The organism is uncultured Cellulomonas sp. (genome assembly GCF_963527515.1).
GTDB lineage: Bacteria > Actinomycetota > Actinomycetes > Actinomycetales > Cellulomonadaceae > Cellulomonas.
Window position 1 is genome coordinate 77,861 of record NZ_CAURTV010000003.1, and the last position, 20,641, is coordinate 98,501.

General features: G+C 70.4%; 21 protein-coding genes and 1 tRNA gene. 7 read left to right on the top strand and 15 right to left on the bottom strand.

Annotated elements, in window-relative coordinates; all coding sequences use genetic code 11:
• The first annotated feature begins 28 nt into the window (after positions 1-28).
• From RYN42_RS01845 to RYN42_RS01855, 3 genes are all read left to right on the top strand, one after another.
• On the top strand, positions 29-1,597 hold the full coding sequence (locus RYN42_RS01845; RefSeq protein ID WP_315093223.1) for an alpha/beta hydrolase: 1,569 nt from the start codon (positions 29-31) through the stop codon (positions 1,595-1,597).
• A gap of 523 nt (positions 1,598-2,120) precedes the next feature.
• Positions 2,121-2,193, top strand: a tRNA-Thr gene (locus RYN42_RS01850).
• 184 nt (positions 2,194-2,377) lie between these two features.
• A complete protein-coding gene (locus RYN42_RS01855) occupies positions 2,378-3,403 on the top strand; it encodes a hypothetical protein (protein WP_315093224.1) in 1,026 nt (341 codons plus the stop codon).
• An 88-nt stretch (positions 3,404-3,491) separates the two neighbouring features.
• Here RYN42_RS01855 and RYN42_RS01860 read toward each other — a convergent pair whose 3' ends face one another.
• From RYN42_RS01860 to RYN42_RS01890, 7 genes are all read right to left on the bottom strand, one after another.
• Positions 3,492-4,667: a tyrosine-type recombinase/integrase gene (locus RYN42_RS01860; RefSeq protein ID WP_315093226.1), complete on the bottom strand. Its 1,176-nt coding sequence runs from the start codon at positions 4,665-4,667 to the stop codon at positions 3,492-3,494.
• A 3-nt stretch (positions 4,668-4,670) separates the two neighbouring features.
• Entirely contained in the window at positions 4,671-4,859 is a 189-nt protein-coding gene (locus RYN42_RS01865; protein WP_315093228.1) for a helix-turn-helix domain-containing protein, read from the bottom strand.
• Positions 4,860-4,861: 2 nt separating this feature from the next.
• Complete coding sequence (locus RYN42_RS01870; protein WP_315093229.1) at positions 4,862-5,086, bottom strand: helix-turn-helix domain-containing protein; 225 nt, start codon at positions 5,084-5,086, stop codon at positions 4,862-4,864.
• Positions 5,087-5,094: 8 nt separating this feature from the next.
• Positions 5,095-5,916: a bifunctional DNA primase/polymerase gene (locus RYN42_RS01875; protein ID WP_315093231.1), complete on the bottom strand. Its 822-nt coding sequence runs from the start codon at positions 5,914-5,916 to the stop codon at positions 5,095-5,097.
• Positions 5,917-5,972: 56 nt separating this feature from the next.
• Complete coding sequence (locus RYN42_RS01880) at positions 5,973-6,377, bottom strand: hypothetical protein (RefSeq protein WP_315093233.1); 405 nt, start codon at positions 6,375-6,377, stop codon at positions 5,973-5,975.
• Entirely contained in the window at positions 6,374-7,648 is a 1,275-nt protein-coding gene (locus tag RYN42_RS01885; protein ID WP_315093234.1) for a hypothetical protein, read from the bottom strand. The genes RYN42_RS01880 and RYN42_RS01885 overlap by 4 nt, the downstream gene beginning before the upstream one ends.
• 131 nt (positions 7,649-7,779) lie before the next feature.
• Positions 7,780-8,133 carry a hypothetical protein gene (locus RYN42_RS01890; protein WP_315093236.1) on the bottom strand — a complete coding sequence of 118 codons (354 nt, stop codon included), beginning with the start codon at positions 8,131-8,133 and terminating at the stop codon, positions 7,780-7,782.
• Between the two features lie 106 nt (positions 8,134-8,239).
• Between RYN42_RS01890 and RYN42_RS01895 the strand changes: the two genes are divergently transcribed.
• The 3 genes from RYN42_RS01895 to RYN42_RS01905 all read left to right on the top strand — a co-directional run bounded on the left by RYN42_RS01895 (position 8,240) and on the right by RYN42_RS01905 (position 10,667).
• The gene (locus RYN42_RS01895) at positions 8,240-8,515 is read left to right on the top strand and encodes a hypothetical protein (RefSeq protein ID WP_315093237.1); all 276 of its coding nucleotides are present in this window, start codon (positions 8,240-8,242) and stop codon (positions 8,513-8,515) included.
• Positions 8,516-8,665: 150 nt separating this feature from the next.
• The gene (locus RYN42_RS01900) at positions 8,666-9,772 is read left to right on the top strand and encodes a thermonuclease family protein (protein WP_315093239.1); all 1,107 of its coding nucleotides are present in this window, start codon (positions 8,666-8,668) and stop codon (positions 9,770-9,772) included.
• A gap of 118 nt (positions 9,773-9,890) precedes the next feature.
• Positions 9,891-10,667, top strand: a complete 777-nt coding sequence (locus tag RYN42_RS01905) for a PASTA domain-containing protein (RefSeq protein WP_315093240.1) — start codon at positions 9,891-9,893, stop codon at positions 10,665-10,667.
• Positions 10,668-10,704: 37 nt separating this feature from the next.
• Here the strand turns inward: RYN42_RS01905 and RYN42_RS01910 are convergent, their stop codons facing one another.
• The 5 genes from RYN42_RS01910 to RYN42_RS01930 form a co-directional block, all read right to left on the bottom strand.
• Positions 10,705-12,471, bottom strand: coding sequence for a TraM recognition domain-containing protein (locus tag RYN42_RS01910; RefSeq protein ID WP_315093242.1), 1,767 nt, complete (start codon positions 12,469-12,471; stop codon positions 10,705-10,707).
• The gene (locus RYN42_RS01915) at positions 12,468-13,619 is read right to left on the bottom strand and encodes an ATP-binding protein (RefSeq protein ID WP_399552373.1); all 1,152 of its coding nucleotides are present in this window, start codon (positions 13,617-13,619) and stop codon (positions 12,468-12,470) included. The genes RYN42_RS01910 and RYN42_RS01915 overlap by 4 nt, the downstream gene beginning before the upstream one ends.
• Positions 13,620-13,872: 253 nt before the next feature.
• Positions 13,873-15,318, bottom strand: coding sequence for an SCO6880 family protein (locus RYN42_RS01920; protein WP_315093244.1), 1,446 nt, complete (start codon positions 15,316-15,318; stop codon positions 13,873-13,875).
• Complete coding sequence (locus RYN42_RS01925; protein ID WP_315093245.1) at positions 15,315-16,421, bottom strand: hypothetical protein; 1,107 nt, start codon at positions 16,419-16,421, stop codon at positions 15,315-15,317. The genes RYN42_RS01920 and RYN42_RS01925 overlap by 4 nt, the downstream gene beginning before the upstream one ends.
• 23 nt (positions 16,422-16,444) lie before the next feature.
• Positions 16,445-16,753, bottom strand: a complete 309-nt coding sequence (locus tag RYN42_RS01930) for a DUF6112 family protein (protein WP_315093248.1) — start codon at positions 16,751-16,753, stop codon at positions 16,445-16,447.
• A 256-nt stretch (positions 16,754-17,009) separates the two neighbouring features.
• Between RYN42_RS01930 and RYN42_RS01935 the strand changes: the two genes are divergently transcribed.
• Positions 17,010-17,924 carry a hypothetical protein gene (locus tag RYN42_RS01935; RefSeq protein ID WP_315093251.1) on the top strand — a complete coding sequence of 305 codons (915 nt, stop codon included), beginning with the start codon at positions 17,010-17,012 and terminating at the stop codon, positions 17,922-17,924.
• A gap of 13 nt (positions 17,925-17,937) precedes the next feature.
• Here RYN42_RS01935 and RYN42_RS01940 read toward each other — a convergent pair whose 3' ends face one another.
• From RYN42_RS01940 to RYN42_RS01950, 3 genes are all read right to left on the bottom strand, one after another.
• A complete protein-coding gene (locus RYN42_RS01940; protein WP_315093253.1) occupies positions 17,938-19,098 on the bottom strand; it encodes a C40 family peptidase in 1,161 nt (386 codons plus the stop codon).
• Positions 19,099-19,130: 32 nt separating this feature from the next.
• A complete protein-coding gene (locus RYN42_RS01945; protein ID WP_315093255.1) occupies positions 19,131-19,541 on the bottom strand; it encodes a hypothetical protein in 411 nt (136 codons plus the stop codon).
• Between the two features lie 321 nt (positions 19,542-19,862).
• Complete coding sequence (locus RYN42_RS01950; protein ID WP_315093256.1) at positions 19,863-20,489, bottom strand: hypothetical protein; 627 nt, start codon at positions 20,487-20,489, stop codon at positions 19,863-19,865.
• Between the last annotated feature and the right edge of the window lie 152 nt (positions 20,490-20,641).

The following is a 20,641-nucleotide window of genomic DNA, read 5'->3' on the forward strand; positions in this document are numbered from 1 at the left end:
GCTCAGAAACCGCCGCTACCGTGGGCGCATGCCGCTCTCCGCCAGCCTTGTCGCGCCCTCGATCGCGCGGCACCGGCTCGCCGTCGCCGTCGTATCTGCGGCGCTCGTGGTCGTCGTGCTCCTCGCCGGGTGCGTCGCCCCGAAGAACCAGGCGGCCGGTCCCGTGCCCGGAGCGACCACCGCGTCCCCGTCCGCCGAGGCGACCGGCGACCTGGCCCGGTACTACGGCCAGCAGCTCGAGTGGACGACGTGCGAGCAGGGCGAGTGCGCCACGGCGCAGGTGCCGATGGACTACGCCGACCCGGCCGGTCCGTCGATCGAGCTGGCGCTCGCACGGGCTCGCGCCACGGGCGGGGAGCCGATCGGCTCTCTCCTGCTCAACCGCGGCGGCCCGGGTGCGTCGGGCGTCGACTTCGTCGCGCAGGCGTCGTCCATGGTGAGCGCCGACGTGAAGCGGCAGTACGACCTGGTCGGCTTCGACCCGCGCGGCGTGCAGCGCTCCAGCCCGGTCGAGTGCGTCGACGCTGCCGGGCTGGACGAGATCATCGCCTACGACCCGGACTACTCCACCGACGCCGGCATCCAGGACGTCATGGACCTGTACGGCGAGCTCGGTGCGGCGTGCCAGGAGAACACCGGCCAGGCGCTCGCGCACGTCGACACCGTCAGCGCAGCTCGCGACCTCGACGTCCTGCGCGCGGCGCTGGGCGACGACACGCTCACCTACCTCGGCTTCTCCTACGGCACCTCGCTCGGCGCCACCTACGCGTCGCTCTTCCCCGAGAAGGTCGGCCGCCTCGTGCTCGACGGCGCGCTGCCGCCCACGCTGACGTCCGCGGAGGCGTCCGAGGGGCAGGCGGTCGGCTTCGAGAACGCCCTGCGCGCCTACGTCGCCGACTGCCAGGCCGGTCCGCGGTGCCCGCTGGACGGGTCGCTGGACGACGGTCTGGCCGAGGTCCGGGAGATGCTCGACCGCGCGCAGGACAACCCCCTGCCCACGGGCACCGACCGTGAGCTCACCCGGTCGCTGGCCTTCTACGGCATCGCGCTCCCGCTGTACGCGCAGTCGTACTGGCCGTACCTGACGCAGGCGCTGACGCTCGCGCTGCAGGAGAACGACGGCTCCTTGCTGCTCCAGCTGGCCGACCAGTACTCCGACCGGACCGCCGACGGGACGTTCAGCACCAACTCGACCGTGGCGTTCTACGCGATCAACTGCCTGGACAGCCGCAGCCCTGCCGACGTCGCGACGATGCGCGCCGAGGCCGCCCAGATCGAGGCGGCCGCGCCGACCGTCGGCTACTTCTTCGGCTACGGCGGCACCGTCTGCGCGCAGTGGCCGGTCCCCGAGGTCGGCGGCCTCGACTCCTACGCCGCCGAGGGCGCCGCGCCGATCCTGGTCGTCGGGACCACCAACGACCCTGCGACGCCGTACGTGTGGGCCGAGCAGCTGGCCGACCTGCTGTCCTCCGGCGTGCTGCTGACCTACGAGGGCGAGGGCCACACCGCGTACGGCTCGTCGAACGAGTGCATCGCCGACTCCGTCGACGCCTACCTGCTCTCCGGCACCGTCCCCGCGGAGGGCACGCGCTGCTGAGTTGCCGGGCGCGGGCGACTGCGCGACGGTGACCCGATGGCACTCCCCTTGGTGGCCCGGTCGCTGCTGCTCGGTTGCGCCGCCGGCGCGCGCTCGTCGCTCGGACCGGGCGGCCCGACGATCTCCGGCCGGCACCGACCTCTCGTACGCAGCATCGCGGCGCTCGGCGTCCTCGGCGAGATCGTCGCGGACAAGCTCCCCGTGGCACCCAGCCGGCTCGCCCACGGCGGCGCGCTCGTCCGCGCCGCGTCGGGAGCGATCGGTGGCGCCCTGCTCGCGAGGCGTGTCCACGCCGGCACCGTCGCCCCCGCGCTGATCGGTGCGCTCGGCGGGCTGGCCGGTGCGTACGGGGGAGCGGCGTGGCGGTCGAGGGCGCGCCTCCCGGACTGGCGGGCCGCACTGCTCGAGGACGCCGTGGCGCTCACCGCGACCGCGCTCGCCTGCGTGCCGGGCTCGCTTTGGAGCGACGGGGATCGTCCGGGTACAGTGGGCGGGCTCGCCGAGGTCCACGGACCGCGACGACGCCGCCTTAGCTCAGTCGGCAGAGCGTCTCACTCGTAATGAGAAGGTCAAGAGTTCGATTCTCTTAGGCGGCTCCGACACGAAGGCCCCGTGACCAGCGGAAACGCTGGTGCGGGGCCTTCGTCATGTGCAGAGTGGCGACGGGTGCGGCGCCTCGTGGTGCCAAACTTGGTGCCAACGCGGTGCCGTGAGGCCCTCGTGTACCGCGCCGTCAGCCAATCCGGCGCGTACCAGTGAGGAGTCCTGTTGCCCTCTTCCATGAGCGAGTTGGAACGCGCAGCTGTTCAGCTGTGGGAGGCGAAGAGGCTGGCCGAGTACGACGACGTTGTGCATGGTCGGCTAGCGCTCCTCTTGTTGGACAACGCCGCAGAGACCTCCCTGATGCGGTCGGCGAAAAGTTCGTTCATCTACGCCGAGGCGTACGGGAACATGGCGTACCTGCTGCGTGATCTCGATCCAGACGATGCCGAGGGGCAGCAGCTAAAGCGCGACATCGACGCGAAGTCACTGTCGAAGCGGCGGCGCAAGCAAGTTGAGCGGAACTTCGACGACCTCGTCGACTACGTCTTCGGCCGCGACGGCCTCGGCCTGGAGCCAGAGTTCGCGGAGTGCCTCAAGATCCTGCACCGGTACCGGAACGCGGCGTACCACCGTGACAGCGTTCGACCGGATGTCCTCGGGCCAGCGGTGCAGATCTACTTCTTCCTCTGCTGCCACCTGGTGAGGAGTGAGCGCCACGTCGTCCACGAGATCGCCGCCATCCCGCCGTCAGTTGCGGAGATCTTCGGGGACCGCATGCCGGTCACGACCTGGCCGGGCGGCGCGATGGACAGCGCGGACCTTGCGCGGGAGTTGGCCGACTTCTTCTTGACCTCCAGGGGACTGGACCATGTTGGGGTGGCAGTGGCTCTTTCGGATCACTTGCTTGCTCGCCTTGGAGACCTCGATCGCGACCTAGTGAAGGTCGCTGAGAGCATCCCTCCGGGGATCAACCGGCGGGCCGTGCTACAGCTCGTCCAGCAAGCGCCGGTCGATCGGGAGGACTACGACAAGGATCCTCCAGCCGACTTCTGGACCCGCTCGGTGCCGGTCACCGAGGAGACTCTGACGCAGTGGAGATCGGCATCAGCGGGCCTTCGCGGGGTCGATGGCGCATACCAGGCCCTGAGAGAGTTCGCGGCCGTCGAGCAACCGCTCGAACGACTCGAGGAACCAGTCGGTCGCTTCGTCCTGTCTATCGACCGGGCAGAGCAGCAAGCCTTCGACGACTGGCGCGGTAGATGACCCGAGATCGCCAGGTGGATCGAGACAACCGGTCGGTCACGACCATGGTCGACGAGTGGGTACTTGGAATACCCGGCGACGAGGTCTCCTAGTGACCCTCTTGAACCCGCCGCAAGAGGTTCGACATGGTCTCAGCGGCTCCACGCTTCTCACCCTCGGCCAGATGCCCGTAGACGTCCTTCGTGATGGCGATGCTGGCATGTCCCAACACCTCAGACACGACGTGCAGCGGGGTGCCGCCGGTGAGCATCAACGACGCACCGCTATGGCGGAGTTCGTGCGCGTGCCAGTGGCCCAGCCCAGCCTGCCGAGCGAGGCGGGAGAAGACTCGGGACACGTTGTCGGGATCGAGCATGGTCCCGACCTCGGACGTGAAGACCAGACCGGTCTCGGTCCACGCACGGCCCAGATGTTCACGCTCGTTGTCCTGACGTTCGCGGTGGCGCTCGAGCGCGGTCACAACGTCCGGTGAGAGGTAGAGAGTTCGCACAGCGCGCGCCGTCTTCAACTCGCCGAGAACGAGCATGGTCCGGTGATTGTCGCCGCCGCGGTGGTTCTTCACGCGCTTGACCCCGTGTGTGACTCGGAGCGTCAACCTCGTCGAGTCGAGGTTGGCCCACTTCAGACCGAGGGCCTCGCCGCGCCTCAGCCCGAAGGTCAGCATCAGGATAAAGAGCGCTTCGAGCCGGTGCCCTTGGATCTCGTCCAAGAGCCTGTGGGCCTCGTCGATGGTCAGGGTCCGCCCCGGCGCTCGGCGAAGCCGTGGTGGTGTTGAGAGGCCGGCGACGTTGCGGTCAACCAGGCCCTCGCGTTCGGCGGTCTTCAAAGCGCGGCGCAGCACGGTTCGCATCAGCACGACGCTGCTCGGCTTGTATCCAGCAGCCCTCTTGCCAGCCAGCAGCTCGTCGACGTGCTGGACCGTCAGCTGAGAGAGCACGTGGTGGCCGAGGGCGGGCCGGATGTGCAGCCGGACCGTGTTGGCGTAGCTGTCCAACGTGGAATCCGCGACGCTGCCGGGCAGTGTCAGGTTCACCCAACGGTCCAAGAACGCCGCCACGGTGAGCCGTTGGCTCTTCGGCGCTTTGTTGGTGGCGATGTCCTGCTGAAGAGCTCGGATCTTCAAGACGACCTCGGCGCGGGTTCTCCCAGTGAGCTTCTTGCGGCGCCGCTTACCATCGATGCCGCGCCCGAGGTCGACCTGGCCTCGCCAGACGTTGCCCTCGCGGTACACGCTCGCCTCACCCGGGGCGCGCCGTTCGGCCATGGGTCACGACCTGGAGCGAAGGCCCTCGACGTAGGCGTCGAGTGCGTCGACGGGGACCCGGCGGCAGGCGCCGATCTTCACGCTCTCGAGGGTGCGGGTGAGGATCAGCTCGTAGACTTTGCTGCGGCTGATGCCCAGCGCGCGGGCGGCTTCGTCCGGAGTGAGCAGAACCTTGGCGCCGGTGGTGGCCATCGTCAGTGTCCGTTCGTGACAGGGCTCGCCGGGAGGTCGGCAATGTAGCGCTCGAGGTCGGGGCGGCGGACTCGGCGCAGGCGTTCGCCAACGAGAACGGACGGGAGCCGGCCCGAGGTGAGCAGGCTGTAGACGGTGTCGCGGCCGCAGCCGAGCTCGGCGGCGACGTCCGCGACGGACAGCAGCATCCGGGCGCGCGGTGCCTCGTCGACATGCAGGGTGCTCATCGGGGCTCCTACCGGTAGATCCCAGTCGGGGACGAGGCCGGGCCGTGGGCGATGACGCGCTGCGCGCTGGCGATGGTGAGGTTCGCTTGCCGTCGGGGCAGGCCGGCGGTCACGGCGGCGTCGACGAGCGCGTCGAGGTCGGCGATGCCGGCCTCGGTGGCGCGGCAGGCGGCCCAGAACAGGGCGTTGTTCCGGTTGCCGGTCGGCTGTCGGGCTACGTGCGATGCGAGCCACGCGGTGCGCTGCTCGTCGGACACGTCGCGGGGCTCGCGCCGCGGTGCGCAGGGAGCCGGCGGTGCGATGAGGTGGGTGACGCGGGCCCAGTCGAGCGGCTGGCCGGGAGCCTTGACGGCGCGGATGACTTCGTACCGACGCGAGTACGCCTTCGTCTGCCCGAGGGACGGCGGCAGGAGGACGTACCCGCCGGTCGCGCGAAAGTCGATGTGGTGGTCACGCAGCGACCCGTTGCGCTGGTTCGTGCCGGGGTAGTGCAGGTGCAAGCCGCCGGACGGGGTGCGGATGGCGCGCTGCCACCCGTCGAGCGCTCCAGCGACCGTCGCACGACGGTAGGCGGCCCAGCCGTTGCCGTCGGGACGGACGTCGACGTCGAGGACGTCGAACCCGGGCGCCCCGGTCGGGGTGGCGATGTTGGCGTGCGGGCGCCAGGCCCACCACTCGCGAATCCGGTCGGGGTCGGTGGTGGCGTCCAGGAAGCCGCTGCTCGTCAGCGGTGTCTTGCCGCCGGGCAGGCAGGGGAAGACGCGGAGGCCGCTCTCGGCGTAGGCGAGCGCGTGCGTGAGCAGGTCTGGTGCGGTGTCGGTGGTGGTCACGTTCGCGTCCTCCTCGTCTGGAGCGTCGAGAGCGGGAGTGCTGCGCATGCGCACGGTCAGGGCGTCGGGGTGATCCAGGGCGGCACAGGGTCCGCCCGGTGTTCTCCTGTTCGGCACCCGGTCCGGCTGGCCCACACCTGTAGCCGGGCTCGGGTGCTGCCGAGGATCTGGTGCCACTCGGCAGGGCCCATGGGGCTGCCGGCGTGGTCGAAGCAGGCGCGGTGGGCGGTGTGCAGGGCGGACAGCTCTTCGACGAGGGCGTCGTGCTCGGCCCAGCACGGCGGGACGTCGCGGTGGTCGAAGGCGTAGCGGCGCACGAGCCAGTGCACCCACAGCTGCAGAGCGTCGTGGGCGGCGCGAGCCTCGTCACCGTCGAGGCGGGACCAGTCGACGGGCCGGGGTGTGCGGCCCAGGATGCGGTCGACGAGCGCGTCGCCGTCGAGCAGATCGTCGTCCGTCATGCGATCCACGAGGCCGCGGCGACTCGTGGAACCTGATCGAACCCGAGGGTGAGTGCCGGCCACCCGGGCCGGCTCGGGCGCAGCGCGATCTGGCGACGCTCGAGTGCGCTCCGCAGGGAGGTGGTCGCGTCGGTGGCGACCGGGCCCGCGGCGCGGTCGGGGCCGGTGACGGCCGAGGCGTTCGCCAGTCCGCTTCGCAGCCGTATCGATGCTTCCTCCAGCGGGAGCAGGAACGGCTCCAGATCCGCGTGGTTCGCGGGGCGCCACAGGTAGAGGGGCTGTTCGGAGCGGTCACGGATTGCGACGCCGTGCGTGCGCACGGACGTCTCGACGGCCCGAACGAGGCCGGCGGTCGCCAGGGTCGCGGCCCTGGCGTAGCTCATCAGGGCCGGCGCGGCGGCGCGTGCGTCGGCCGGGTGCCGGGACATGGGGACCAGGACACGCCGCACCCAGGCGTCGATCTCCCGAGCCTGCGACACGACGACCGCGCTGCTCGGGGTGAGGGATCCGAGGGTGGCGCGGTGTGCGACGACGGCGCGAGCCAGGGCGTCGGCATGCTGTTCGAGGACGACAGCGGTGAGCGTGGCCGGCCCAGCAGGAGAGCTGGCGAGGCCGCGGTCAGCTGCGCGCAGCGCGGCGGCGGCGGCGCAGGAGGTCTGCGCCAGGACACGAGTGACGGCGAGCAGATCGCCAGTGGCCGGTTCACGGCGCACGAGCAGCAGGCTCAGGTTGGTCGCTGCTGGCGCAAGGTGCCGCACGTCGCTCACCGTCACGGGCCGGTGCCCACGTCCGGGCGCGAGGCGGATCGCCGACGTGGCCGGCGCGGGTTCGTCGCCCGCCAGCCGGGACACCTCGCGGGCGGCAAGGGCGAGAGCCGCCAGGGCGCGACGCGGCGCGATGGATGCGTCGCCGTCCAGCTCGAGCTCACGGAACAGGTCGAGACGGGTGACGGCCAGCACCTCGGCCAGCGAGGCGACCGTTCTGACGACGCCCCATCGCTCCTCCTCGCTCAGTTGCGCAGCGTGGGATGTGATGGCGTGCGTCATGCCCGCCGCTGACACGACGAGTCCCCTCCATTGATCCACCCGGCTCGTCGCTGCCTTGGGGTCGGTGGGTGCGTCGCTCCAGCGAGCAGACGGCGGCCCGAACCCGCCCGAGCCGGGCAGTCGCGGCACCGTTGCCAGGCCGGTGACGAGTTGCTGCACCGGATGGCGGGCAACGTCTGCAACATCGGAAGCCGGCCTGCGCGCGCCGAGGTCGCTGACTGCCACCACGGTCTCCAGGAGCAGCGCGGCAAGGTCGTTCTGCAGCGCTGCGACGATCAGCCCGTCGTCTGCCGAGACTCCCGCGGTCAGCGCCTGCGCGGCGAACAGGGCGGCACGCGCGGACGCGGCGGACGGTGTCAGTGCCATGGGTGGCCGTCGCACGTCGAGTCCAGCGGCAACAGGCGGGCTGCTTCGTCGAGGTGGTCCAGCGCCCTGGCCACCGGGAGCAATGCCGCGGGCGGCAGGCTCGTGGCGGACGTACGCAGCGTCGAGCGTGCCCGATCGACGAGCTCGGTCGTGTCCATGTGCGCGGCTCGGCGCGGCTCGACCAACCCGACCGACCCAGTCAGGTCGAGCTCGTCCCAGGCGGCGCAAAGGGCTAGCGCACCGGCCGACGGAGTCGCACAGCCCTCCAACGCGAGCACGAGCCAACCACGGGTGATGGCGACGGCGTCGTCGGGCGGGGTGGTGGATGGCGTGCTGGGTGGCATGGCCGTCTCCTGTCGTCAGCTCGGGGAGACCGCGACGCGCGCACCGATCGGACTCCATCCCGGACCGTCGCGCTCCGCGCGCAGCCCGGGCGTGGAGGGAGCCGAGATGGTGCACGAGCCGGTGCCGGCCGGGAGCTGGGAGGCTGCGGACTGGATCGCGCGACGTCACGTCTGGGTGCGCGGACTCGTGGCGCGGATCGTGCCTGGCGGCACCACCAGCGAGAACTGGCTCGAGGAGCTGACTGCCGCAGTCGTCGGTGTCGAGACGCACCGGCACGCTGGCTCGCGGTCGTGCGTGCGCAAGCTGCCGAGCTGGCTCTACGCGTATGGCCATGTCGATGGAGCCTGTCTCCGAGCGTCGCGGCGCAAGCTCGACCGGTGAAGTTGCACGTCCTGGCATGTGCCGCTGCCTCCTGAGCAGGAAGCCGACCTGTGTCGGAGGACACGCGCGTCGTCGCGGGCGCAGGCTCACTGCGCGGTCCACTGATGCCGATGCAAGCCTCATGCCTGACTCGTACTCGGACACGCCCTGATGGCGGGCGTACTCGCCTGGTTCACGGCGCTGCCTCTTGCGGGGAAGCTCGTCACGGGCGCCACTGCACTCGCTGTCAGCGGGATCGTCGGGGCGGCTCTCGTCGCCCCGGATCCGGTGCCGATGGCTGTGGTGACCAACGTGGTCGACGGCGACACGATCGACGTCCGGTACGAGGGTGAGGAGCAGCGGGTTCGCCTGCTGAACATCAACACCCCGGAGACCGTCGACCCGGACAAGGACGTCGAGTGCCTCGGACCTGAAGCCTCCGACTACCTGAAGCACCTGCTCCCTGCCGGAACGAAGGTCAAGCTCGAGTTCGACCAGGAACTGCATGACCGCTTCGGGCGTCTGCTAGCTGGGGTGTTCCTGAACGGCACCCTCGTCAACGCGGAGATCGCTCGCCAGGGCCTCGGCGCCGCGGTGCTGTACGAGCCGAACGACCGCTTCTACGACGAGGTCGAAGCCGCGTCCCAGGAGGCGTTCGACGCGAAGCAAGGCCTGTACGACGAGGCTGTCGAGTGCACTCTGCTCGGGCAGATGTCCGCCTACAACGACGCTGTGGTGGACGCCTCGGAGCAGGTTCCGGCGACGGTCGAGGAGGCCGACATCCTCCTGAACGAGCTCGCTGCGCTCGCGCTGACGGCCACGGCGCTGCGCGAGATGGTTGGTGCTCCGCATCTGTTCCCCGCTGCCGCGTACTCGGCGAAGGCACTCGCCGGCTGGGCGTCCTACCTGGACGAGACGGACGGCCTGCGGGACTCGTTCCAGCAGGAAGTCCTCGCGGCTCGCGATGCGGAGGTCCAGCGGATCGAGGCCGAACACCGCGCGGCAGAGGAAGCCGCCCGTGTGGCCGCGGAGGCTGAGGCCGCCCGTGTCGCCGATGAGGAAGCCGCGCGTGTCGCTGCCGCGGAGGCCGCGCGGGTCGCGGCCGACAAGGCCGCCGCTGACGCCGCGGCTGCGGAGAAGAGGTCGGCTGCCACGCCGGAGGCACCAGCGGCGAGCTCCGGCTCCGGGGGATCAGCCGGCGGTGGCGACGGCGGTTACACCGGGTGCCGCAAGTACGCGCCTGGCGGCAAGACGTGGGAGCCGATCCCGTGCCCGTGACCGACCGGTAGCGGCGACCTCCTCCAACCTACGTGCCCCAATCTGATGCATCGTCATCGGCACCTTTGCTCGCCAAGCTCGATACACATTCGGAGGTTTGGAAATGCAGGCTCGTCGCTTGACCGCCGCGCTGGTGGTCGTCTTTGCTCTCGCGGGTTGCGGTTCCGACCAGCAGTCGGTGATGCCGGACGTCGTGGGCGAGCAGCTTGACGTTGCGCAGAGCGACATCGAGCGCGCGGGCTTCGAGGATGACGTTGAAGTTGTGGGCGGCGGCATGTTTGGCGTCGTCGACGAGTCGAACTGGCAGGTGTGCGAACAGCTGCCCGCGGCGGGCGAGGTCGTGACGGACGTGCCGAGACTGACGGTCGATCGCTCTTGCGACGATGCCGAGGTCGGGTCGGCCGACACACCCACCGAGGAGCCGCAAGAGTCCGAGCCCGAAGCGGCAGTGGCGTATGAGTACACGGGACCTCAGTACGAGGTCGTCGTCGTCGATGAAGACATCTCTGCGGCCAAGCTGAGGCAGTACTGGATCTACACGGGCGCCCTGGACACGTCGACAGCCGCGTACAAGGACCAGGTCAAGGCGATCGTCACCGATATCGCACACAAGGAGGGAACGGAGAAGGTCCTCGTCGAGGTTGTCACAGACAAGGAGATTGCCGAAGCTGAAGCCTTCTCCACCATGCAGAGCTTCGCGGAAGAGCATGGGCTCGACTACTTCCAGCAGACGATCCCTCAGAAGGAAGAGTCGGGGTGGGTTGCGTCGTATGCCGGAGGATTTGACTACGACACGGGCGAGCCGAGCGACGCCGAAGACGCATTTCAGGTCACATGGATGATCGCGAGTGACAACCCGGAGTTCGAGCAGTGGAAGCCAGAGTTCACTGGCTGATCCCGCCCAACCTGGGTCCTCATCTACTGCCCGCCAGTCAGCCCTGACCAGCGGGTCGCATCCGCTGCTCAGTCCCTTCGTGTCCCTTCCGCAGCGCGGCCGCGTCCCGGCGAGCGGTCCAGGGGACGAGGTCCAGCACCACCGGTGGCGCGGTGCGCAACAGCAGCACCGCTGTGCCGAAGGGCAGGGTGCGGAGCCGGGAGGTGTCCATCACGGGCACCCGTCGCCACGACAACGACGTCGACCGCCCGCCGCGCGGGTCGCGGGAGACGGTCGTGGTCTCCTCGTCGCGGTCGCCAATGAGGGCGGCCAGGTCGGTGAGGTCCCGGGCGTTCGACCCGCCGCCGAGGATGACCTTGGCGATGGCGGCGTCCCACAGGGTGCCGGCCTGTTGCTCGCCCCACTTGTCGCGCGCCTGCGACAGCGACTGGAGCACGGCCAGCGTCGTCACCCCGGAGCCGCCGCCCTCGGACATCAGCGCAGGTAGCGACGGCAGGGGAGCGAGGTTACCGATCTCGTCGAGCGCGAGCAGCAGGGGTGGGTCGAGACGGGCTCCGGGGGAGCCGGCCGCGATGCGGCGGGCGGTCTCGACCATGTCCTCGACGAGCGCGGCGACGAGCGGTGCTGCGGCGCCGGCGCCGGACGCGGTGCCGAGCACGTAGAGCGTCCCTCGCGAACGCAGGAACGCGGCCGGGTCGAATGACTCGCCGGTAGCGGGCGTGACGGCGTCAAGCACCCGTGGATCGGCAAGAGCGGACAGCGCCTGGCGCACGCCGAGCCAGATGGAGTCGCGGGTGCGCGGGTCGGCGTGCGCCGCCTGCTCGAGGGCGTTGTCCCATCCGGGCGCCGCGCCGGTACGGCCGAGGATCGTGATCGCCTCGGTCACGGCCGCCGGGTCGAGCGACCATCGGTACAGGTCGCGGGCGGTGCGTTCGTCGAGGGCAGCGGCATGGAGCAGAGCGCGCAGCACGGACTCGGTCTGCCCCTGCCAGAAGTCGCCTCCATCGACGGTCCGGGACATCCCGGTGCCGGCGGCCAGCCCTCGGGCGCGGATCATCGCGACCTGCGGTGTCTCGCAGCCGCGCACGGGTGACCAGCGCAGCCCGTCGGGGATGCCGGCCGCGAGCTGCTGCGGGTCGAACACGGCGACGGGTCCGAGGGCGTGTCGGGTCTGGTAGGTCACGGCGAGGTTGTCGGGGCGGGTGGAGGTGGTGACGACGGCGCCGGGTGCGTCCAGGATCGTCGGGACGACCAGGTGCAGGCCTTTGCCGGAGCGCGGCGGTCCGACGACCAGGATCGAGTCCTCCACGGACGCCCAGGCCCCGACGCCGCGCGATCGCCCGAGCAGGTAGCCGACCTCACGCGGGTGCGGCCGGGTCAGCGACGGGCGGGCGTGCCTGGCTCGTCGGACGACGGATCGCGCTCCGGCCGCTTGACGCACCTCGCTCATCGACGCCGTGCCGGGCAGGCTTCGCGGGTCGCGACGACTGGTGTGGTCACCACCCCGCCATGCCCGCGCGAGCAACCACGTGGCACCGCACGCCACGAGCGCGACGAACGCCGTGATCACCCAGTACGCGACCGGCCCGGGCATCGGAGTGCCCCAGGCTGCCGTCGGATCGGCCCGGCGGCGTACCAGTTCGAGTGCCCCGGTGAGCCCCCAGCGAGGCGCCGCCCGACCGGTGAGTGTGGCCGCAGCTGCCGCGCCGACCCAAAGGAGGCCGGCTAGCGCGACCGCCCCGAACAGGGCGCCGAACAGCAGGTTGGTCAGGCCCCCCGACGACACCTCGGACCTCTCGGTCATGGCGCACCCGCTGACATCCGTAGCGTCGTGTCGAACAGCTCGTGCTCCCCACGGGTGAGCTGGTGCTGGACGACGAAGGCGCGGTCGCGGATGCGCCACAAGCCCTGCCCGAGCCCGAGCGTGGGCAGCAGGTCGGTCTCGGTCTGCGTCAGCCCGAGGACGGTTGCCGACCCGCTCAGCTGGTCGCTCTCCTGCCGGTACACGATCCGCGTGGAGCAGTCGGCCAGCAGCCCGCGCGCGAGGGCCCGGGCCTCGGATCCTTGATCACCGATCGCGTCCAGGTCGGAGAGCCGGTGGATGACCATGAGGTTGGCGATGCCGTACGCGCGTGACAACTTCCACTGGGTCTGCATGCGGCGGATCAGAGCGGGATGGCGCAGCACACGCCACGCCTCGTCGTAGACGACCCAGCGCCGCCCACCGTCGGGGTCGAGCAGGGCACCCTCCATCCACGCCGACGCACACGTCATCACCAGCGAGAGCAAGGTGTCGTTCCCGGAGACCGCCGACAGGTCGAGGGTGACCATGGGCGCGTCGGAGTCGAACGGCACGGTGGACGGCCCGTCGAAGATGCCGGCGAGGTCCCCGTGGACCAGCCGGCGCAGCGCGTGCGCGACCTCGCGCCCGTCCGCGCGCAAGAGGACGGTCTCGGCGTCGTCGACGCCACGAGGGTCGATCAGGCGGTCGACGACGAGCGGAAGGGTGGGGTCCGGCGCGGTGGCTACGACGGCGGCGAGGGCGGTGTCCAGCGCGGTGTGCTCGACGGGCCGCAGCGACCGGGCCAGCACGGTTTCGGCGAGCACGCCCAGCAGCTCACGTCGTCGGGCGGCGACGACACCCTGCCACTGAGCCTCGCCGAGCCCGCCCGGCCGATGTCCGGCGTCGAGCGGGTTCAGGCGCGTCGAAAGCCCGTGCCCGAGGGCGATCGTCCGCCCGCCGAGGGCCGCCGCGACGGCGGTCCACTCACCCTTGGGATCGCCCGGCACGTAGATGCGCACGCCGAACGCGGACGAGCGGGTAGCGAGCGACTTGGCCAGCGCGGATTTCCCGGTGCCGATCACCCCGGCGAGCAGGACGTTTGGGTTCGTCAGTACGCCCTGCTGGTAGAGGACCCAGGGGTCGTAGACGAACGCGCCGCCGGACAGCATGTCCGCACCGACGAGCACCCCTGCGGAACCGAGCCCCGCCTCCGCCAGAAACGGGTAGGCGCAGGCCAGCGTCGCCGAGGTGGCGGCATGCGGAGGGACGGCGAACCGCAGCCACGATCGCAGCGCCCGTGGCCCAGGCTCTCCGGCCCGGGGGAGGTACGAGGGCGCCGGCGACGACGAACGCGCCGACCGTGAGTCGCCGTCGCGAGTTGTGTCGCGACGGACGTCGACGAGCCGTTGTTTCGTTCGCATCTCAGATCCCCCGGCACAACGGCAGCGCGGCCGCGGCGAACGCCTGTGCCTGCTGACCCAGCAGCAGTCGGGTCTCGCAGCCGGACTGGATCGTGGCCTGCTCCACGGCTGCTCGAGCCGCGTCGAGTGCGTCGAGGTCGGGGGCGGTCACGACGACGAAGCCGGCGTACCGCAGGTCACCGTGCCCGGCGACGAGGTCGCGCTCACGCTGCGTCACGTCGGCCCACTCCTGGTCCGCGCCCGCGTCGCTCAGCTGCCCGATGCGCTCACGGTGCGCGGCGTCGGTCTGGTACTCCACACGCGCCTTGCGCACCGCGCGCATGGCCTCGGCCGTGGTGAGCGGCTGGGCGACGATCGACGTCGTGCGGCGCACGCCGGCCGCCAGGAGCAGCGGAGACAGGAACCCGGGGTGGACGTCGGCCCGGGGCCACTCGCTGATCCAGTAGACAGCGTGAAGACCAGCGTCGGTGCGGAGATGGTCGAGGTGCTCGTGCACACCGATGGGCCCGGCTCCCGCCAGGTCACGTCCGGTCGAGCGTTCGTCCAGCCGAGCAGTCGGGTCGTAGGCGGAGCGGAGCAGGACGGCCAGCTCGTCGGTACCGGCCCACCCATCGGGCGCGACCTCGGCAGCACGCAGGGCGGCCGTGATCGTGCCGAGCTCGCGCCGCAGCACCGCAGCACCGCCGGGCACGCCGCCACCCTCCGCGCGGATTGCTCGTCGGGCTCGGCCCATGTCGAGGCTCACCGCGAGGTAGGTCTCGTGCCGCTCCGTGGTGGGGGCGGCGTCGGCCAGCAGCGACTCGTACTGCTCGCCGGCCCACGAGTCGGGAGTGGTGCGTTGGGCGGACCAGTGGGCACGCACTCCTGTGCCGGAGTCGGGCAGGGTCCGCTCGAGCACCTGGAGCCGTGCGAGACGGCCGGACGCGCAGGCGGTGGCAAGAACCCGGCCCCAGCCGGCGACGCGGCGGTCCTGGTCGGCGGGCGCCTGCAGCACGAACGACGGGTGCCTTACTCGCGCGACCGCGGTGAGGGTGTGCCCGTATGGGTCGTGCACCATCGCCGCGTCGATCACCGGGTCGACGTATACCCGCAGGCACGCCGCGTCGCCGGGCAGCGCGAGTGTGCCAATGGGGCGGGGCCGGCTCACGCGCACGAGGTACTCGTCCTGGTGCAGTGCTCGGCGCACGAGCCACTGCCCGTACACCGGCACCCACTCGACCGCTCGTCGTCCAGCGACCGACACGAACGCCGAAGCCAGCGCCATGCCCCAGGCCGGCGAGGTCATTGCCACCCCAGACAGTCCTGCCGTGTAGATCGCGGGCACGACCACGACGAACGCGAATCCCACTGCAGCAAGCCGCGGCCCGGACAGACCGAGGAGCACGCCGCGAGTCGATCGCCGCCCGAACCGCACGGTCCGCGACACGGTGGCCTCGGTCGCCGTCATGAGGTCGGTCCCTTGCTGACGGCCACCGGAGTCGGGGCGGCGGCTGGCGGAGGTGACTGCCAGCTCGCCCGGACCACGGGCGGCGGGGTGCTCGCGGGGCGAGCGGTCACTGCACTTCCCGCCGCAACGCGCGCGGCGCCGCCGCCCGCACCACCGACGACCGGTGCCACAGCGCGCATGACGGACTGCGCGTTGATCCGAGTCTGGTGGGCGGCCGCGAGCGTGGAGCCATTCGTCGCCCGGTGCCACTCGGACGCGACGTGGGTGCCGGCGAAATCGAGCACCTTGAAGCACGCCCACGGCGCCAGCGCGGCGAGGAGCAGAAGGATCGCGCCGGAGAGCAGCGCACCGATCCCTTGGGCGTTCCCGAGCATGCCGACGGCGACGACGAACACCACGACGATCGCGAGCTTCGACAGAACCAGCGCAAGGGTGACCTGGACCCACCGACGCACCCAGCTCGAGGTCACACGGGCCGTGCCTCCGGCTAGCGCCAGTGGCGCGACCACCACGGCGACGACGATCAGAGCCTGTCGCACCAGCAGCGTGCCCAGAGTCAGCACCGCGCCAAGGATGAAGAGCAAGCCGAACACGATCGCGATCACGGCGCCGCCGCCGGACTGAGTGGCCATCGACGACAAAGCGGCGGCGTCGAACATCTTCCGGGCCGCCTGCTCGATCGACGTGCCCGCCAGGCCGGCGATCGCGTCGCACAATCCGTCGACGGCGACCAGGAGCGTCTGCACCATGGCACCGACAATGGCGGTGCCCAGCACCGCCGCACCCGCGCCGGTCACCCCGCGCATCAGGCCGCCGGGCTCGCGACGAATCGCTGCGCCGACCACCTGGACGATGAACAGCCCGACCACGACCACCAGTGCGGCGGCCCCGAGCGCGGCGGCGTTCTGCCGGACGTAGCTCGCGCTGAGGTCGACCGTGGTCGTCGTCGAGATCGCGTCGTAGGTCGCGGCCATCACCGAAGCCGTGGCGTCAGCGAACCGCGTCGCGATCGCGTCGAGGATCGTGTCGCTGGCCACGCCGGTCATCTGGCTGGCCGCGCCCGTCGCGATGCACGCGGGGGAGAGCGGCAGCAGGTCGCACATGTCCATGCTGTGCCTCCGCCCGCTCAGACGAGGGAGCCGGCGTTGGAGAAGAACGTGATGATCGCGTTCGACGCGCCGATCAGCAGCGCAGCCCCGGCGGCAACGACCACGCCGGTCTCGCCGCGTCCGGCGAGGTGCGGGTTGCCCGAGTTCGAGCCGAATCCCCAGACGACTGCCGACGCGACCAGTGCCGCCACGCAGGCGACGAGGCTGAACGTGAGCATGGCCCCGACGATCACGCGCAGCTGCTCGAGGCCCGGCGGGCCGCTGGTGTTGGACGTGATCCCCGGGTCGTCGAACGGCATCAGCGCGTGCAAGGTGGTGATCGACATGGCTCCTCCTGGACTCGGGCGGACCACGGCCGTGTGGCCATGTCCGGCGAGGGGAGGGCGAGGCGCGCGCACTTAGGTCGGTCGGTTCGCAGGTTTGGCCGGAGAACTCGTCAAACGCCGCGATCAGGGGCGCGGCGCGCAAGGAGATGGCCGACGGGCATCCCGATCCGTGCCGTCTCGGTGTCGGTCACCAGTGGAGGGCTGCCTTCCGGCGATGTGACGGAATGCCGGTCGCCCTACCCGATACCTTCGCTACGTGACCGAAGGGGCCGAGACATGGGGAGACCGCGCGCTGATGGAACGCGCCGTGGCTCTCGCGCGCCAGTCCGTCAGCGAGCCTGGGCGTATATCGCCGAAGGTCGGCGCAGTTGTTAGCAGAGATGGAGTTCTAGTCGGCGAGGCGTTCCGCGGAGAGCTGGGTGACGGCGAGCATGCCGAGTTCACTCTCCTCGAGCGGAAGCTCGAGACGGAGACGCTTGCCGGCGCAACGCTCTTCACGACGCTGGAGCCGTGCACCGCCCGGAACAGTCCGAAGGTCCCGTGCGTCGAACGAATCATCGAGCGTCGGATCAAGCGCGTCTTCATCGGTGTGCTCGATCCAAATGACGATATCCGCGGTCGAGGCGAGCTTCGGCTACGTGAAGCGGGGATCGAGGTAGCCCGGTTCGACCCCGACTTGATGCCTCAGATAGAGGAGCTGAACCGCGACTTCGCTCGGCTCCATGTTGGTCCGGGGCTCCGACGGTCCAAAGCTGAGACCACCGATCCGGTCGAACCGGACGCCGTCGGGCCGAACGGATTCCCGATCGGCTACACGCCCGACGGTGACAAGGTGGAGTGGATCCCGAGCGATGAGGTCTCGGGCGAGCTCTGGCCTCTTCTCCTTCGTCGAAACGATGGGGAGATCCTGCGGCAGTACAACGAGTTCTGGGACAAGGTCTGGTGGAACCGGCATCAGGTCTGGCACGAGAATCTGGAGAGAGGCGAAGAACTCAAGGCCGGTCAAGAGGAGATCCTGAAGCAGGCGTGCGAGGCCGCGGCGCGAATCGAGGACAAGTACGGACGCGAGAATCTGGGCTGGGACGACTTCGAGTGGGGCCTTCTCAGTGGCCGCATGTCAGCCCTCTCGTGGGTGCTCGGCGCGGAGTGGAACGAGTCGCTAGACACTTAAGTGATCGTCAGAATCAAGCGCGGCTCTTCGAGTCCGGTCGGCTTCCGGCCCATCGCGCGCGCCGGACGCGGCACGCCGGAGGTCCGGACGCCGGCATTGCTTCGAGGCCGCGCTCGCCTGCGGGTGGTGCACCAGATCGGCGGGGAATGCTGGCGGCCGGCCGCGGCGCTTGTGCGTTCGACGCGGTCGCCCGCATCTCGAACACTGCGACGTTGGCACTGAGGCGCAGTCCGCCGATGAACCTCGGCGACCAGTACGGATTGTCGGATAGCGACTCGACGATCTTCACCACGTCACCCGCCTGGGGCGCCTCGACGATCGCATCTCCGCCGAGCGACAGTGCCACGTGAAAGATCGTCGACGCGTCGTGGAGGTCGGACGCGAAGAAGAGCAGATCGCCCGCCTGGAGCTGTGCAATCGTCGTGACTCGCAGGCCGGGGGCGTTCCACTGGTCACGCGAAGTTCGGGGAAGCAGGACGCCGGCCTGGGCCCAGGCGTATCGGGTGAGTCCCGAGCAATCGAAGCCGACCGTGCTGGCGCCGCTTCCGGAGCCGAGGCTCGGTCCGTCGAGGCTGCCGCCTCCCCAGGCGTAGGGAGTGCCGAGCCAACGCATCGCGGCCGTGATGGCGACGGCCGCCGACGGGCTGACTTCCGGACATCCGCTCCCGGCCGCCGAGTCGCCGACGATCGCCGCTAGCCACTGTCGCGCAGGGGCCTCCCACCGGGCGTAAGCATCGGGAAAGGCCGACCGCTGCACCGCTTGGGCGGCGACGGTGAGTGGCATGGCTTCCCAGGCGGGGACATCCAGCAGGCCCCGGTTCGAGATCGGCGACGTCGGGCCACCGTAGAACGCGGCCGCCGCGTACGAGGGATCTCGCACTTGCTCTGGAGTGCCCCACCCCATCGAGGGCCGCTGTTGGAACAGCCCGAGAGAGTCGCGGTCCCCGTAGTCGAGATTGCGGAGCCCGGACTCCTGACGCGCGGTCATGAGGGCGACGAGCAGGCCGCGGGTGGGCACTCCGAGCTGCTGGCCGACGGCGACGATGATGCGCGCGGAGGCGGACTGCTCGACGTCGAGCTCGTCAACCAGACCGGTGGCGGCCGCAATACAGGAGGTCGTGTTATCCCCAGCTACGGCGACCAACCCGGTCACGGTGGCGACGAGCGCGAGCACCAGGGCAAGGAGACACGCGACAAGCCGGAGCATTAGGGCACCACGGTGGCGCCGAGCAGGACGAGCCGGCACCGGTCAACATCCGCACCGCTGCCCGGGCAGCGCATGCCGATGGTGATCGTCCGCTCGCGCGACGACGCCCGGTGCTGGCCGTCCTCCGAATAGTGGGTGGTCTGAACGCCGGTGACGTTCCGCATCGCCCAGCCCGGCTCGGCCTGGCCTGCGATCACCACCTGCTGCCACGAGCCGGGCTCCCAGGTCTGCGTGACGACGAACACCGAGCGCTGGGCGTTCTCGCGCATCCGCTCCCACTCGTCGTCGGCCGGTATGCGATCGTCGACCAGACGCTGGAGGTCGGCCCGCCCGGTCTCCGTGAGATTGGGGTCCGCCTCGGCCAAGAGTGACGTTCGGTAGGCAGCGGCGTCGACGGTGCGGGTGTCCATCCCGAAGACGAGTGAGGCCACCGAGGACGCGTACAGAGCGGGCTCATCCGTGACGATGACGATGTCGGCCGGAGTCGGCTCGGGAGCCGACGGGACCGAGACAGTCCTCGTCGGCGAGGGTGCAACCCGAGTGGGTGCGGTCGGCACCGGAGAATCGTCGGACCCCCATGGCCAGGCAGCGAGCATCACGGCGATGGCGAGGGCGACTATCAGCCCGCCAACGAGCACGACTCGTCTCACGACGACCTCCCCGACCCGATCGAACGACACGACATGCGGCGGAGAGCACCGCGTGCGCGCACCTCCAGGCGTCAGGCCGCGTCAGGCCGCATCGTGCCGTTGGCCAGTGCAGTCCGCCCAGTGAGAGCGCAGCAGCGCGATCCGGGCAACTGCGCCCGTGACGTCCTCGGGTATCGAAGCCGGGTTCCGATGCAGGGCGAGCAGCATGGAGTGGGCGGCCCGGTTGCCTCGGCGAGGTCCGATGAGCAGAGCGGCGAGGGCTGCAAGCTCGTCGGCACCGAGCTTGAGAACTTCGCGGAGGTAGACATCGCGGCGGAGCGTCGTCTCCTCATAGGAGCGCCGTGCGTCCGCCATCACGTCGAGCGCTCGCCCGACGGCATCCGTCCAGAAGTCGACCCGCATCTCGTCGGAACCGGCCAGGAACCTGACGAGGGCGGCAACGGCCGGCGACGGTTCTTCCTGCGCCGATCCGTGGCGTGGTCCGACGAGCTGGCTCAGTGAGCACGCACGATCGAGCTCGTCATCCTCGAGCCGTTGCACGCCGGTGGGCCACTCGCAGCGTGTTCGGCGGACCGCCTGCTGGCTGAGGAGGCTCGCCGCTGCGGCTTCCACCACCAGCGCGTTCTGCACCGCTGTCCACAGATATGCCCACGGGGCATCCGCGGCGGCAACCTGAGCGGAGAACCTGTTGAGCGTGACCCATGCCACCGAGAGCACCTCACCGGAAGGCACCGGCCCGCATCCGGCAGACCTCCCGCGAAGGACGGTTCGACCCCACGCGGCCGCCCGCCGCGACAAAGCGGCGAGGACCGCCCGGCCCGCCGGGCACTCCCAGCCTTGTGTCGTGACGAGGGAAAGCG

Excerpts from the sequence above, each read along its gene's own strand:
- RYN42_RS01845 (WP_315093223.1), top strand. The coding sequence starts at position 29 with ATGCCGCTCTCCGCCAGCCTTGTCGCGCCCTCGATCGCGCGGCACCGG.
- RYN42_RS01855 (WP_315093224.1), top strand. The coding sequence starts at position 2,378 with ATGAGCGAGTTGGAACGCGCAGCTGTTCAGCTGTGGGAGGCGAAGAGG.
- RYN42_RS01860 (WP_315093226.1), bottom strand. The coding sequence starts at position 4,667 with ATGGCCGAACGGCGCGCCCCGGGTGAGGCGAGCGTGTACCGCGAGGGC.
- RYN42_RS01865 (WP_315093228.1), bottom strand. The coding sequence starts at position 4,859 with ATGGCCACCACCGGCGCCAAGGTTCTGCTCACTCCGGACGAAGCCGCC.
- RYN42_RS01870 (WP_315093229.1), bottom strand. The coding sequence starts at position 5,086 with ATGAGCACCCTGCATGTCGACGAGGCACCGCGCGCCCGGATGCTGCTG.
- RYN42_RS01880 (WP_315093233.1), bottom strand. The coding sequence starts at position 6,377 with ATGACGGACGACGATCTGCTCGACGGCGACGCGCTCGTCGACCGCATC.
- RYN42_RS01890 (WP_315093236.1), bottom strand. The coding sequence starts at position 8,133 with ATGCCACCCAGCACGCCATCCACCACCCCGCCCGACGACGCCGTCGCC.
- RYN42_RS01895 (WP_315093237.1), top strand. The coding sequence starts at position 8,240 with ATGGTGCACGAGCCGGTGCCGGCCGGGAGCTGGGAGGCTGCGGACTGG.
- RYN42_RS01900 (WP_315093239.1), top strand. The coding sequence starts at position 8,666 with ATGGCGGGCGTACTCGCCTGGTTCACGGCGCTGCCTCTTGCGGGGAAG.
- RYN42_RS01910 (WP_315093242.1), bottom strand. The coding sequence starts at position 12,471 with ATGACCGAGAGGTCCGAGGTGTCGTCGGGGGGCCTGACCAACCTGCTG.
- RYN42_RS01915 (WP_399552373.1), bottom strand. The coding sequence starts at position 13,619 with ATGCTGTCCGGCGGCGCGTTCGTCTACGACCCCTGGGTCCTCTACCAG.
- RYN42_RS01920 (WP_315093244.1), bottom strand. The coding sequence starts at position 15,318 with ATGACGGCGACCGAGGCCACCGTGTCGCGGACCGTGCGGTTCGGGCGG.
- RYN42_RS01925 (WP_315093245.1), bottom strand. The coding sequence starts at position 16,421 with ATGTGCGACCTGCTGCCGCTCTCCCCCGCGTGCATCGCGACGGGCGCG.
- RYN42_RS01930 (WP_315093248.1), bottom strand. The coding sequence starts at position 16,753 with ATGTCGATCACCACCTTGCACGCGCTGATGCCGTTCGACGACCCGGGG.
- RYN42_RS01945 (WP_315093255.1), bottom strand. The coding sequence starts at position 19,541 with ATGGACACCCGCACCGTCGACGCCGCTGCCTACCGAACGTCACTCTTG.